At 70.1% G+C, this 13,321-nt stretch carries 12 protein-coding genes; 5 read left to right on the forward strand and 7 right to left on the reverse strand.

Annotation, left to right across the window (positions count from 1 at the left end):
• Window positions 1–3 precede the first annotated feature (3 nt).
• Window positions 4–798: a TetR family transcriptional regulator gene (locus OG504_RS21780; protein ID WP_405991336.1), complete on the forward strand. Its 795-nt coding sequence runs from the start codon at window positions 4–6 to the stop codon at window positions 796–798.
• 22 nt (window positions 799–820) lie between these two features.
• Here the strand turns inward: OG504_RS21780 and OG504_RS21785 are convergent, their stop codons facing one another.
• On the reverse strand, window positions 821–3,223 hold the full coding sequence (locus OG504_RS21785) for an MMPL family transporter (protein ID WP_405996398.1): 2,403 nt from the start codon (window positions 3,221–3,223) through the stop codon (window positions 821–823).
• Between the two features lie 188 nt (window positions 3,224–3,411).
• Between OG504_RS21785 and OG504_RS21790 the strand changes: the two genes are divergently transcribed.
• Both OG504_RS21790 and OG504_RS21795 read left to right on the forward strand, forming a co-directional pair.
• The gene (locus tag OG504_RS21790) at window positions 3,412–4,098 is read left to right on the forward strand and encodes a response regulator transcription factor (protein WP_366489322.1); all 687 of its coding nucleotides are present in this window, start codon (window positions 3,412–3,414) and stop codon (window positions 4,096–4,098) included.
• A complete protein-coding gene (locus tag OG504_RS21795; protein ID WP_405991337.1) occupies window positions 4,095–5,549 on the forward strand; it encodes a sensor histidine kinase in 1,455 nt (484 codons plus the stop codon). Before OG504_RS21790 ends, OG504_RS21795 begins: the two co-directional genes overlap by 4 nt.
• Window positions 5,550–5,591: 42 nt before the next feature.
• Here OG504_RS21795 and OG504_RS21800 read toward each other — a convergent pair whose 3' ends face one another.
• The 4 genes from OG504_RS21800 to OG504_RS21815 all read right to left on the reverse strand — a co-directional run bounded on the left by OG504_RS21800 (window position 5,592) and on the right by OG504_RS21815 (window position 9,357).
• Window positions 5,592–5,996: an ATP-binding protein gene (locus tag OG504_RS21800; protein ID WP_405991338.1), complete on the reverse strand. Its 405-nt coding sequence runs from the start codon at window positions 5,994–5,996 to the stop codon at window positions 5,592–5,594.
• 128 nt (window positions 5,997–6,124) lie between these two features.
• Window positions 6,125–7,681 (reverse strand): ABC transporter substrate-binding protein, encoded by a 1,557-nt coding sequence (locus tag OG504_RS21805; protein ID WP_405991339.1) that lies wholly within the window; start codon window positions 7,679–7,681, stop codon window positions 6,125–6,127.
• A gap of 196 nt (window positions 7,682–7,877) precedes the next feature.
• Window positions 7,878–9,113 (reverse strand): metallophosphoesterase, encoded by a 1,236-nt coding sequence (locus tag OG504_RS21810; RefSeq protein ID WP_405991340.1) that lies wholly within the window; start codon window positions 9,111–9,113, stop codon window positions 7,878–7,880.
• A gap of 4 nt (window positions 9,114–9,117) precedes the next feature.
• Complete coding sequence (locus OG504_RS21815) at window positions 9,118–9,357, reverse strand: SCO4848 family membrane protein (protein ID WP_033280279.1); 240 nt, start codon at window positions 9,355–9,357, stop codon at window positions 9,118–9,120.
• 91 nt (window positions 9,358–9,448) lie between these two features.
• On the opposite strand from OG504_RS21815, the gene OG504_RS21820 reads away from it, so the two are divergent.
• Window positions 9,449–10,762, forward strand: coding sequence for a D-alanyl-D-alanine carboxypeptidase family protein (locus OG504_RS21820; RefSeq protein ID WP_405991341.1), 1,314 nt, complete (start codon window positions 9,449–9,451; stop codon window positions 10,760–10,762).
• On the opposite strand, the gene OG504_RS21825 is transcribed toward OG504_RS21820, so the two are convergent.
• Window positions 10,710–11,663, reverse strand: coding sequence for a YihY/virulence factor BrkB family protein (locus OG504_RS21825; protein WP_405991342.1), 954 nt, complete (start codon window positions 11,661–11,663; stop codon window positions 10,710–10,712). The two genes, OG504_RS21820 and OG504_RS21825, sit on opposite strands and share 53 nt — an antisense overlap.
• A gap of 170 nt (window positions 11,664–11,833) precedes the next feature.
• On the opposite strand from OG504_RS21825, the gene OG504_RS21830 reads away from it, so the two are divergent.
• Window positions 11,834–12,577 carry a decaprenylphospho-beta-D-erythro-pentofuranosid-2-ulose 2-reductase gene (locus OG504_RS21830; RefSeq protein WP_405991343.1) on the forward strand — a complete coding sequence of 248 codons (744 nt, stop codon included), beginning with the start codon at window positions 11,834–11,836 and terminating at the stop codon, window positions 12,575–12,577.
• Window positions 12,578–12,583: 6 nt separating this feature from the next.
• On the opposite strand, the gene OG504_RS21835 is transcribed toward OG504_RS21830, so the two are convergent.
• The gene (locus OG504_RS21835; RefSeq protein ID WP_405991344.1) at window positions 12,584–13,162 is read right to left on the reverse strand and encodes a 2'-5' RNA ligase family protein; all 579 of its coding nucleotides are present in this window, start codon (window positions 13,160–13,162) and stop codon (window positions 12,584–12,586) included.
• Window positions 13,163–13,321 lie beyond the last annotated feature (159 nt).

The raw sequence follows: 13,321 nt of genomic DNA on the forward strand, positions 1-13,321 counted from the left end.
TCCGTGCCCGCGAAGAACGACAGCCCCGAAGAGGACGGCGGTACGCCCGCCAGGTCCGCGAAGTCCGAGCAGACCCGTGCGCTGATCCTGGAGACGGCCATGCGGCTGTTCCAGGAGCACGGCTACGACAAGACGACGATGCGGGCGATCGCCAAGGAGGCGGGCGTCTCGGTCGGCAACGCCTACTACTACTTCGCCGGCAAGGAGCACCTGATCCAGGGCTTCTACGACCGGCTCGCCGAGGAGCACCGGATCGCGGTCCGCGAGGTGCTGGACCGGGAGACCGATCTGGAGGCGCGGCTCGCGGGCGTGCTGCGGGTGTGGCTGGACGTCGCGAAGCCGTACCACGAGTTCGCGGTGCAGTTCTTCAAGAACGCCGCCGACCCGGACAGCCCGCTGAGCCCGTTCTCCGCGGAGAGCGAGCACGCGCGCGTGCAGGCCATCGACGTCCACAAGGAGGTGCTGTTCGGCGCGAAGACCAAGGTGGCGCCGGAACTGCGGGACGTGCTCCCGGAGTTGATGTGGCTCTCCCAGATGGGGCTCGTGCTGTATTGGGTGTTCGACCGGACCGAGGGCCGTGAGCGGAGCTACCGGCTCGCGGAGCGCGGAGCGCGTCTCACCGCGCGCGGGGTCTCCCTCGCGCGCTTCAGGGTGCTGCGGCCGCTCGTCCTGGAGGTGCACGAGCTGTTCACGGACTTCCTGCCGGGCATGACCAACGCGCTGCCCGATCCGGCGAAGGCGAAGAGGGAGAAGCGCGGGGCGCCCGCCGCCGGACCCGCCGACGACGAACGCCCCTGAACACTCCGGTCAGTCGATGCCGTCAGTTGACGGCGTCCACCTCGCCCTCCGCGAGCTCGACGTCGTAGACCAGCGGACCGTCCGTCACCGCCACGTGGCGGGCGATCGAGCCGTACGAGGTCGCCGTCGTCGCCAGGAGGTAGGTCCCCGGGCCCGGCACCGACACAATGTACGAGCCGTCCGCCAGGGACTCGACGCGGTCCAGTTGGCGTCCCCCGGCCGACAGCAGCGTCACTGAGGCGCCCTCCACGGGCTCACCCTCGGTCGTACGGACGAAACCGTGGACGGCTGAGGACGGGCCCTCCACAACGGCCGGAGCGGGCTCCTCGGCGGGTTCCACGGCGAGGTGCGGCAGCGCCTTGTCCAGCCAGCCGGGCAGCCACCAGTTGGACTTGCCGAGCAGGTGCATCGCGGCCGGCACCAGGGCCGTACGCAGGATGAAGGCGTCGAGGGCGACCGCGGCGGCCAGGCCGACGCCCGCCGTCGCCGCGCCGGAGTTGCCGCTGAGCACGAAGGCCAGGAAGACGCAGACCATGATCAGGGCCGCGCTGTTGATGACGCGGCTGGTCTCCGCGAGGCCGACGCGGACCGCGCGGGCGTTGTCCTTGGTGTGCACCCACTCCTCGTGCATACGGCTCACCAGGAACACCTGGTAGTCCATGGAGAGGCCGAACAGCAGGGACAGCATGATGACCGGCAGGAAGGCGTTGATCGGGCCCTCCTTGCCGAGGCCGAGCATGTCCAGGCCCCAGCCCCACTGGAAGATCGCCACCAGGACGCCGAAGGAGGCCGCCGCCGCGATGAGGTTCATCAGGGCGGCCGTCAGCGGGACCACGAGCGAGCGGAAGGCGAGCAGGAGGAGCAGGAAGCTCAGGCCGATGATCGTCGCGACGAAGAGCGGGAGGCGGTCGCCCGTGACGGTCGCGAAGTCCTTGGAGATCGCCGTCACGCCGCCGACGTGGCCGGTCACGCCGGCCTCGGGTATGACCTTGTCGCGCAGGGTGTCGATCAGGTCGTCCGTCTGCACGGACTGCGGTGAGGTCTTCGGGACGACCTGGATCACCGTCACGCCGTGCGCGGGCGGCAGCGCGGCGACCTGGGCCACGTCCTTCGTCGCCCGGATGTCCTCGACCAGCGTGGCGGTGTCGCCGCCCGAAGTGACCACCTGGAGGGGGCCGTTGAAGCCCGGCCCGAAGCCGTCGGCGAGCAGGTCGTAGGCCTGCCTGGTGGTCGTCGACGAGTCGTCGTTGCCCTGGTCGGTGGCGCCGAGGCGCAACGACAGGATGGGGAAGGCGAGGACCGCCATGACGACGAGGGCGAACACGGCGATCCGGCGCGGCCGCTTCTGCACGGCGGCCGACCAGCGGGCCGCGAGGTTGTCGGTGCGCTCCGGCTCGGACCCGGTCGCGGCCAGCTTGCGGCGCTGCTTGCGGCTGAGCACCCGCACGCCCAGGAAGCCGAGCAGGGCGGGGAGCAGCGTCGTGGCCGCGAGCACACTCAGGACGACCGTGAGCGAGGTGCCGATGACCACGCCGTCCAGGAAGCGCAGGTTCGTCACCAGCATCCCGGCGAGCGCGATGCACACCGTGCCGCCCGCGAACAGCACCGCGCGCCCCGAGGTGTTGAGGGCGATGACCGCCGACTCCTCGGGATCCAGGCCGCGTTGGACGCCGCGCCGGTGCCGGGTGACGATGAACAGGGCGTAGTCGATGCCGACGCCGAGGCCGATCAGGGTGGCCAGCAGCGGGGCCAGGTCGGGGATGTCGGTGGTGTGGCTGAGGAGCTGGGTGGAGAACAGGCCCGTGCCGACGCCGAAGATCGCGACGCCGATCGGGAGCAGCATCGCGTAGAACGAGCCGAAGGCCAGGAACAGGACGATCGCCGCCGCGAGGATGCCGACGCCCTCGGCGATGCCGCCCGGCGGCTCCTCCACGCGCTGGACGGCCTGGCCGCCCAGTTCGACCTGGAGGCCCTTGCGTTCGGCGCTCTGCGCGGTGTCCACGACGTTCTGGACGAGGTCCTTGGGGACGGCGTTCGCCTGCTCGGCGAAGGTGACCTGCGCGTACGCGATCGTCCCGTCGGAGCTGATCTGCCCCGCGCCCCGGGCGCCCGAGTAGGGGCCGGTGACCCCGCCGACGCCCTTCATTCCGGCGATCTTGTCGAGCGCGGGCTGGATCCGGGACCGTACGGACGGGTCCTTCACCGAACCCGAGTCGACCTTCCAGACCACCGTGTCGGTGTCGCCCGAGGTGTTCGGGAAGGCCTTCGCCATCTGGTCGTACGCGCTCTTGGAGTCCGTGTCCGGGAGGGAGAACACGTTCGCGTAGTCCGTCCCGGCCGTCGAGGCCGACAGGCCCAGGCCGAACAACGCCCCCACCCACAGCAACAGGACCACCAGCCGGTGCCGATAGCACCACCGTGCCAATGCCGCCACGCTCAACGCTCCTTATTCGAAACCGAGTTGACTCGGTCGATCGGTCGGACGGTCCCCCAGGTCCTGGCCTACAGAATTGGCGGCGGCACGCACGCGTGGACATGCATCGGCCATGACTCTCAAGGAACTCCAAAGACCGAACCGGCCCGGCTGTCAGTGCCCCGGCCGATACTGGGGGCATGACGGCTCCAGGAACCGTGCTGGTGGTCGAGGACGAACCGAGCATCGCGGACGTCCTCGCCATCGCGCTGCGCTACCACCGCTTCGAGGTGATGGTCGCGGGCACCGTGCGCGAGGCGCTCGCCCTCGCCGAGCGCACCCGCCCGGACTGCGCGCTGCTCGACGTGATGCTCCCGGACGGCGACGGCCGCGCCCTGGGGCACGAACTGCGCGCCCGCAGGCCGGATCTGGCGGTCGTCTTCCTCACCGCGCGGGACGCGCCGGCCGAGATCGTCGGCGCCCTCGGCTTCGGCGACGACTACATCACCAAGCCCTTCGACATCGACGTGGTCGTCGCCCGCATCACCGCCGTCCTGCGCCGCACCCGCCCCGCCGACGTCCTCCCCCAGCGCCCGCCCCTGCGCTACGGCGACCTGGAGCTGGACGAGACGACGTACTCGGTGCACCGCGCGGGCCGCTCGGTCGAGCTGACCCCCACGGAGTACGCCCTGCTGCGCTTCCTGGTGCGCAACGGCGGCCGGGTCGTGCCCAAGGAGCAACTCCTGCGCCACGTCTGGCAGTACGAGCACACCCCGCCGGAGTCGACCGTCGTCGAGACCTACATCAGCTATCTGCGGCGCAAGCTGGAGACCCTGGGACCGCCCGTGATCACCACGCGGCGGGGCGTCGGATACGGGCTCGCATGAACATCCGGCTGCCGAACTGCGAGCGCGGGGCCCACTCCCTGCGCGCCAAGCTGACCCTGGCCAACCTCGCGCTGCTGGCGCTCGGCATCGTCATGGCCACCGCCGTCAGCCTCATGGGCATGCGGCACTATCTGCTCGCCCAGGTCGACACCGAGCTGACCAAGTCCCGTGACTCGCTGAGCGGTTCGCAGCTCACCATTCCGCAACTCAACATGCTGAGCACGCTGTCCGGCATCGGCGACCATCTGATGCCCCAGGAGAGCGCCGACTCACCGAACCCGGACAAGGTGTTCGCGGCGGTCGACTCCCAGGGCACAGTGCTCACGATCGCCGGCTTCGCCCCGACCACCGACCAGCGGGCGCTCGCCGCCGTCTTCAGCGACCCGGCAACGCTGGCCGCCGACGGCACACCGCGCGACATCTCGCTGCGCCACGCCCCGTACCGGGCGATCGGGACCCGGCTCGCCGACGGCACGTACATCCTGATCGCCGCCTCCACCGGCGGCCTCCACAACGGCATGGCCAAGGCCCTCAAGCTGGACCTCGCCTTCGGCAGCCTGCTGCTCGTGCTGCTCGCCGCGCTGACCATGATGAGCGTGCGCCGCCGGATGCTGCCCCTGGAGGACATGGTCGAGACCTCCACGGCCATCGCCGAGGGCGACCTGACCCGGCGCGTGCCCTCCAGCCACCATCCGACGCAGGAGGTCGAGCAGCTGCGGGTCGCCCTCAACTCGATGCTCCACCAGGTGGAGTCGGCGTACCGCACGCGCGAGCGTACGGCGGCCCAGCTGCGCCGCTTCGTCGCCGACGCCTCGCACGAGCTGCGCACCCCGCTGTCGGCGATACGCGGCTACCTCCAGCTGTACGACAAGGGCATGCTGACCGAGCCCGACGAGCGCAGGCGGGCCTGGGACCGGATGAACGCGGAGGCGGACCGCATGGGCCGTCTCGTCGACGAACTCCTCATGCTGGCCCGCCTGGACCAGCGGCCCGAACTGCGCTTCCGCAGCGTCGATCTGAGCCGCCTGGTGCGCGACGCCGCCGAGGACCTGCGCGTGCAGCAGCCGGAGCGGCCCGTCACGGTCGGCGCCGACGGCTCCCTCCTGGTGCGCGCCGACGAGTCGGGCCTGCGCCAGGTACTCGGCAACCTGGTGACCAACGTCCGCACCCACACCCCCGCCGACGTGCCCGTGCGACTCGGTGTGGAGCGCGAGGACGGGGTCGTACGGCTGTGTGTCGCGGACCAGGGTCCGGGGCTCCGCGAGGACGACGCGGCGCGCATCTTCGACCGCTTCTTCCGGGCGGGCGGCGGTGCGGGCAGCGGTCTGGGGCTGGCCATCGTGCAGGGCGTCGTCAAGGCGCACGGCGGCGATGTGGCGGTGCGGACGGCGCCGGGCGAGGGGCTCGCGGTGACCGTGACGCTGCCGACGCGGACGCCTGTGCCGTCGTAGAACAGCGCCTGTGTCATGGGGTGTCGGCGAACACGCGGTGCGTCATGGGGTGTCGGCCTGGACCAGGGCCCAGACCGTCTTGCCGTGTGCGCCGCGGCTCCAGACGCCCCAGGCGGCCGCGATGCCCTCCACGAGGTGGAGACCCCGGCCGGCCTCCTCCAGGGCCGTCACAACCCGCAGGCGGGGTTCCACACGGCCCTCGTCCGACACCTCTATGAGGCAGGAGCCGTCCGCGAGGGCCGTCACCGCCACCTCGAACTCCCGCTCCAGGAGCGGCCCGTGGCGTACGACGTTGGTCGCCAGCTCGGACACCAGCAGCACCGCGTCCTGGAGCGCCGGGTCGTCACTCCGGTGCCCCCAGTCGGCCAGATGGTCCCGGACCCGGCGCCGGGCGAGACCCACGGAAGCCGGGTGCCGGGGCAGCCGGAAGGCGTTGCGTCTGACCACGTCGGCTCCTCACCCCACACACACCTCCGTCACATGGTGCTGCGTGCGAGGGCCGACCGGCGTCACTCGGACAAAAGATCGAACGAAGGTCAACGGAAGAGGATCACGTGCGACGGCACGGGATCGCGTCAGATCCAGTCCAGCGCCCACAGCCGGAACACGCCTGTGCCGTCCGTGAGATAGGAGATTCCGCCGATGTCCTCGCTGCTCACGACGTACTCCTTGCGCTGCCACAGCGGGATCAGCGGCACATCCGCGGCCACGTCCGACTGGAGGTCGCGGAAGTCGTCGTCGACGCGGCTGCGGTCGGCGAACTTCTGGCTGCTGAGGATCAGTTGGTCGACGATCTTGTTGCTGTAGCCGGTGTTCATGGTGGAGCCGGTGCCGACGAGCGGGGAGCCGAAGGTGTCCGGGTCGGGGTAGTCGGCGACCCAGCCGACGGCGTACGCGTCCAGTTTGCCGGTCGCCCAGCGCTTCTGGAAGTCGGTCCACTCGTAGCCCTTGACGTCCACCTTGAAGAGCCCGCTCGCCTCCAGCTGCTTCTTCAGCTCGGCGGCCTCCTCCTTGCCGGCGCCGTGCCCGATGCCGTAGCCGTAGGTGAAGTGGACCGGGACGGAAACGTCGGCCTCTTCGAGGAGTTCCTTCGCCTTGTCGACGTTCTGGGAGGGGTAGTCGTCGAAGAAGGACGTCGTGTGGCCGACGATGCCGGTGGGGATCAGCGAGTACAGCGGGTCGACCGTGCCGTCGTACACGGTGGCGGCCAGCTGTTCGCGGTTGATCAGCCAGGCCATCGCCCGCCGGACGAGGACGTCGTGCAGGGGCGTGCCCTTACGGGTGTTGAGATACAGGTTGCGGGTCTCGGAGCTGTCCGCCTCCGACACGCGCTGGTTGGGGTCGCTCGCGGAGAGCCCGGAGAGCATCTTCGGCGGCAACTGGCGGGTGGCGACCTGGACCTGCTTCGCCTGGTACGCCTTCTGCAGCGCGTCCGAGTCGGCGTAGTAGCGCAGCTCGATCGGGCTCCCGGCGGTGCTGACGGCACCCTTGTAGTGGCTGTTCGGGGAAAGGACCGCCTTCTTGTCCTTCGTATACGCGGACAGGGTGTACGGCCCGGTGCCGTCGACCTGGTAGCCGTTGCGCGGCGCGTCCTTCGGGTACTTGGTGCTGTCGACGATCGCACCTGCGCCGGTGGCCACCTTGAACGGGAACGTGGCGTCCGGGGACGACAGATGGAAGGTGACCGTCATCCCGGAGGCGTCGACCGAGCCGAGCGTGGAGAGCAGAGACGACGGACCCACATCGGAGTTGATCTTCTTGACCCGGTCGAAGGAGAACTTCACGTCCTCGGCGGTCATCGCGCGCCCGCTCGGGAAGGTGAGCCCCGAGCGCACCACACAGCGGTACGTCGTCAGCCCCCCGCCCACGAACGCGCAGCTCTTGGCCGCGTCCGGCACGGGTGTCGTACCGCCCGAGTCGAACGTCATCAGCGACTGGAAGACGTTGCTGTACAGCGCCCAGGAACCGGCGTCGTACGCGGCGGCCGGGTCGAGGGACGTGACAGCGTCCGTCGTCCCGACCGTGATCGTCTTGTCCTTGCTTCCGTCCGAGGGCAGCAACTGCCAGCCCCCGACTCCCACGGCCGCCAGAACCAGCAGCGTCGCGAGAATCCGTATGCGAACCGACCGCATCGGTGTGCCCTCCCGAGGGCCCTCCCGGGCCCCTCCCATATGCCACTCCCCTAGTGGCGCGGATCACCTAACCACAGGAGTTTCATCCGGGGGAAGAGGGTTCTGCCGAGATGAGAAAGAACTTACCGACGGGTGTTAATTGCCCGTTTCACAGCCGGTTCTCAGCCAGTTCGCAGACATGCTCCGGCATCGGCAACTAAGCCTGTTTCGAGGCCAGTTCGACGACCGTGATGTCCGAAGGCGCCCCCACGCGCGTGGGCGGTCCCCAGGCGCCCGCGCCCCGGCTGACGTACAACTCGGTGTCGCCGTACCGCTCCAGGCCCGCGACCGTCGGATTGGCCGCCGCCGCGACGAAGTTGCCGGGCCACAGCTGGCCACCGTGGGTGTGCCCGGAGAGCTGGAGGTCGACGTCGTGCTTCACGGCCTCGTGGATCTGTACGGGCTGGTGCGCGAGCAGCACGCACGCGCGCGTGGCGTCACGGTCGCCGAGCGCCTTCCCGAAGTCGGGCCCCTGCCCCTCGCTCTCGCCCTGGAGGTCGTTGACCCCGGCGAGGTCGAATCCGGCCAGTTCGGTACGGGCGTTCTCCAGGGTGTGGATCCCGAGCGTGCGGACCTCTTCCAGCCACTGCTGGGCACCGGAGAAGTACTCATGATTACCCGTGACAAAGAATTTGCCGTACCGCGCCTTCAGCCCGGCCAGGGGTGCCGCGGCGGGCCCAAGGTTCTTGACACTGCCGTCCACCAAGTCACCGACGACGGCGATGAGATCGGGCTGGGTCGCGTTGATCGTGTCGACGACCTTCTGCGCGAACCCGCGCCCCAGGAGCGGCCCCAGGTGGATGTCACTGACGACCGCGATCCTGAACCCGTGCGCGGACCGCGGCAGCTTGGCCAGCGGCACGGTCACCCGCTTCACACTCGGCCCGCGCAGCACACCGTAGGTGCCGTACCCGACGGTCCCGACGGCCGCGGCGGCGGCCGCACCCCCGACGACACGGGAGACGAAGAGACGGCGCGAGGGAGCGCTCTGCGGCGCTTCAGGGGCTTCTGCGGGGGCTGTCGCAGAGGCAGGGGCCTCGTGCGCTCCTACGGCCGTCCCGGCCCGCCCACGCCGTTCGAGGAGGCGGCGCAGCAGCGGCCGTAGGACCTCACCCGCGAGGACGGCCAGCAGGAGGTAGATCGCGAGGGCCATCCACAGGAAGCCGGGCCAGCCCAGGATCTGCTGGAGCCAGAAGGGTGCGCCACCGCGTTCGGTGGCCAGGGCCGCGATCATCAGGACCGGGCCGGCGACGAGGACGGCCGTGCCGGTGACGCGGGCGGGGCCCCACGCGCGCGTGGTGTCGCGGACGAGGCGGCGCCAGACGTACCAGTGGAGCCCGCCGAGGACGGCGACGGCGATCAGGGCCACGAGAGCGATGACGACGATGGCCACTTCTTTATGACGTCTCGCGCAGTGCGCGCAGTCCACGCAACCCGAGGCCCCCGATGACCGTCCCCAATACGAAGGAGACGACGGCGAGGGTCAGATGCACCCAGAAATACGCCGTCGGGTGGCCGTCGTCGAAGGCCAGTCCGCTCGTGTCCTTGACCAGGTTCTTGACGAAAGTGACCCAGATGACCCAGCTCCACACCCCGAAGGCGAGCAGGAACCAGGAGACGGGGCGGCTGAGCTTCATGAGTCCAGTATCGCCGTCGTCCCCGGGGGCCCGTGTCCGGGGTGGGGCCGGTGACGGGACTTCGGGTCCCCCGGCATGTACGTTCTCGTCCGTGCCCGCTCCACTGCAGACCATCAGGCGACCCCTGCTGGTGCTTTCCGCCGCCCTGTCGTCCCTCGCGCTCACCGCGCCCGTCGCCCTCGCGGCCCCGAGTCCGACCCCCACCCCTGGTTCGTCCACGAGTTCGTCGGCGAGTCCTACGGCCACTCCCCCGGCGAACATGTCGTCGGTGGGCGGCGCCCGCCTCGGCCAGGCGGGGACGCAGGTCAATCTGACGAACGGCGTCCCGGTGCTGCCGAAGGACGTGACCGCGCGGTCGTGGATCGTGAGCGACGCCGAGTCGGGCGCGGTGCTCGCCTCGCACAACGCGCACTGGCGGCTGCCTCCGGCGAGCACCCTGAAGATGCTGTTCGCGGACACCGTGCTGCCGAAGTTCCCGAAGACGACCGAGCACAAGGTCGTCGCGGCCGACCTGGCCGGCATGGGCGCCGGTTCCAGCCTGGTCGGGATAAAGGAGGGCGAGAGCTACACGGTCCACGACCTGTGGCTCGGTGTCTTCCTGCGCTCCGGCAACGACGCGGTGCACGTCCTGTCCCACATGAACGGGGGCGTCGCCAAGACCGTCTCCGACATGAACGCGCACGCCCAGGACCTCCAGGCACTCGACACGCGCGTGGTGACGCCGGACGGCTACGACGAGCCGGGGCAGGTCTCGTCGGCGTACGACCTGACGCTGTTCGCGCGCTCCGGGCTGCAGAAGAAGGACTTCCGGGAGTACTGCTCGACGGTGAGCGCGAAGTTCCCGGGCGAGACGACGAAGAAGAAGGGCAAGTCGGTCCGCGGGACCTTCGAGATCCAGAACACCAACCGGCTGCTGAGCGGCGACTCGGACGTCTCGGTGTACCCGGGCATCGCGGGCGTCAAGAACGGCAACACCACCAACGCGGGCGCGACCTTCACCGGCGTCGCCGAGCGCAACGGCAAGGTGCTGCTGGTCACCGTCATGAACCCGGAGAAGGACGAGCACAACGAGGTCTACAAGGAGGCCGCGAAGATCCTCGACTGGGGCTTCCAGGCGGACGGGAAGGTGCAGCCGGTGGGTGAGCTCGTCGCGCCCAAGAACGTCCCGCAGGCGAGCGCACAGCCGGGTGCGACGGCCTCCGGGGAGGCGGGCGGCGACACGTCCACGAAGCCGAGCGCCAGTGGGTCGGCCTCGGCGGCGGCTTCCGAGGACGACGGTTCGAGCGGGGTCGGGATCGCGCTCGCGGTCACCGGCGGGCTGCTGGTGCTGCTCGCGGCGGGTGTCTTCCTGGTCAACCGGCGCTGGCCACTGCCGGATCTGGTCCGTCGTCGCCCTCGTCCCTGACCTTCGGGTTCTCGGTCTCGTCGGCCGGGTCGTACTCGTCGTCCGCGGGGTCACCCTTGCTCGGCGTCGCCGTCCAGGCGGCGCAGAACAGGACCAGCTTCGAGGTGAAGTTCATCCACAGGAGCAGTGCCACGGGGACGCCGAACGCGCCGTACATGCTCTTCGCGGCGACGCCCTGGATGTAGCCGCTGAGCAGCAGCTTCAGCAGTTCGAAGCCGACCGCGCCGATCAGCGCGGCCACGGAGAGCCGGCGGCGCGGGGGTTCGACGCCGGGCAGCAGCGTCAGGACGTACAGCAGCAGCAGGAAGTCGACGAACACGGCGACGCCGAACGCCGCGATGCGCAGCAGGATCCCGCCCCAGCCGCCCTCGACCAGGCCCATTTCGCGGCTGATCCAGTCGACCAGGGCGGAGGCGACGGTCGAGATGGCGATCGTCGCGAGGACGGCGCCGCCCAGGCCGATCAGCACCCCGGTGTCGATGAGTTTGCGCAGGAGGGGGTTCTCGTCGCGGTCGGGCAGCTCCCACACCGCGCGCAGACACTCCCGCATCGAGCCGACCCAACCGATGCCGGTGAACAGCAGGACGGCACCGGCGATGAGACCGATGGTGCCCGCGTTGTCCACCAGGGAACCGATGTTGAGCTGGTCGGAGATGCCGGGGACCTGCTCGGCGATCTTGTCCTGCAGCTGGTGCTGCTGGTCGGTGCTCAGGGTGGCGGCGGCGATCGCGGCGGCCACGGTCAGCAGCGGGAACAGCGCGATGAAGCTGATGAACGTCATCGCGGCGGCCAGTTGCGACCACTTCACCCGGTCCAGCCGCTCGTACGACCGCCACGCGTGCGTGAGCATCAGGCGCGCCACCGGCGGCCCGATGAAGGGGAGCTTCTTCAGCCAGTCCATGATCCGATTCTGCCCTCGTCCGCGAGACCGATGTGCGAGTACCCAGGGAACTCGCGTGCGTGGCGTCCCAGGCAGTGGCAATGGGAGGGCATCCGATTAATCGCCCATTTCAGGGAGGGCGCCGACGCCGTACGGCGAACTGCCCATAAGCGGGCGATACGGTCACCGGCATGCGTCCTCCACAGTCCCTCCTCGTCCTCGGCGGTACGTCCCGGATCGCGCTGGCCACCGCCCGCAGACTCATCGCCCGCCGGACCCGCACGGTGTGGCTGGCGGGCCGTCCGTCGCCCGCCCTGGAGAGTGCCGCTTCGGAACTGCGCGCCCTGGGGGCCGAGGTCCACACCGTCGCCTTCGACGCGCTCGATCCCGACTCCCACGAGACGGTGCTCGGCAAGGTCTTCGCGGAGGGCGACGTCGACATGGTGCTGCTCGCCTTCGGCGTCCTCGGTGACCAGGCGCGGGACGAGCGTGAACCGGCCGCCGCGGTGCGCGTGGCGCGGACCAACTACGTCGGTGCCGTGGCGGCCGGTCTGGTCAGCGCGCGGGCGTTGCAGACCCAGGGGCACGGTTCCCTGGTGGTGCTCTCCTCTGTGGCCGGCGAACGGGCCCGCCGCGCGAACTTCATCTACGGCTCCAGCAAGGCCGGCCTGGACACCTTCACGCAGGGCCTGAGCGACGCGCTGCACGGCACGGGCGTGCACGTCATGGTCGTACGCCCGGGGCTCGTACGGTCGAGGACCATGGCCGACCCGAGGGCGGCGTCGCTCACGACCACCCCCGAATCCGTCGCCACAGCCATCGAACTGGGCCTGCGCCGGGGCTCGGAGACGGTGTGGGTGCCGGGGACGCTGCGCGTGGTGACGTCGGTGCTGCGACACCTGCCACGGGGGCTGTTCCGGCGGCTGACGGTCTGAGAGCGCTCAGTGGCTGGGGATCGTGCCGCGCTCGGTGTGGGCCGCCTGGGGCGGTACGACGGCTCCGCCGAAGGCGAACTCGCGTAGCTTGCGCCAGACGCCGTCGGGGCCCTGTTCGTAGAGCGCGAAGCCGGTGCACGACCACTCCGCGCGGTAGTCGGCGAGCGCTTCGTAGGCACGGTCCATCAGCTCGTCGTCGATGCCGTGCGCCACGGTGACGTGCGGGTGGTACGGGAAGTGCAGGTCGCGTGCCACCGGCCCGGAGGCGTCGCGGATCTGCTTCTGCAGCCAGGTGCAGGCGGAAGCGCCCTCGACGACCTGGACGTAGACGACCGGGGACAGCGGCCGGAAGGTCCCGGTGCCGGACAACCGCATCGGGAAGGGGCGTCCGGCGGCGGCGACGTCGACCAGGTGGGCCTCGATCGCGGGCAGTTGCGAGGCGTCCACCTCGGTCGGCGGCAACAGCGTGACGTGCGTGGGGATACCGTGAGCCGCGGCGTCGCCGAAGCCCGCGCGCCGCTCCTGGAGCAGGCTGCCGTGAGGCTCCGGGACCGCGATCGACACACCGATCGTTACGGTCCCCACGTCGTCTCCTGTCGTCCTGTCGATGGTCCTGATGGTGGTCTTCATGGTGAGCGGGGGCGGCCACACGTGCGGACACCCGGCTATCGACTGTACGACCACACCTGAGTTGTGGGCAGGCGCAACCGTAGTGATGTGCAGCGCTCTGTCCAGTGGTACGTC

The organism is Streptomyces sp. NBC_00986, assembly GCF_045162565.1.
GTDB lineage: Bacteria > Actinomycetota > Actinomycetes > Streptomycetales > Streptomycetaceae > Streptomyces.

Bases quoted from the DNA above. Each gene is read 5' to 3' on its own strand.
- OG504_RS21790 (WP_366489322.1), top strand. From the start codon at position 3,412: ATGACGGCTCCAGGAACCGTGCTGGTGGTCGAGGACGAACCGAGCATC.
- OG504_RS21795 (WP_405991337.1), top strand. From the start codon at position 4,095: ATGAACATCCGGCTGCCGAACTGCGAGCGCGGGGCCCACTCCCTGCGC.
- OG504_RS21805 (WP_405991339.1), bottom strand. From the start codon at position 7,681: ATGCGGTCGGTTCGCATACGGATTCTCGCGACGCTGCTGGTTCTGGCG.
- OG504_RS21815 (WP_033280279.1), bottom strand. From the start codon at position 9,357: ATGAAGCTCAGCCGCCCCGTCTCCTGGTTCCTGCTCGCCTTCGGGGTG.
- OG504_RS21825 (WP_405991342.1), bottom strand. From the start codon at position 11,663: ATGGACTGGCTGAAGAAGCTCCCCTTCATCGGGCCGCCGGTGGCGCGC.
- OG504_RS21830 (WP_405991343.1), top strand. From the start codon at position 11,834: ATGCGTCCTCCACAGTCCCTCCTCGTCCTCGGCGGTACGTCCCGGATC.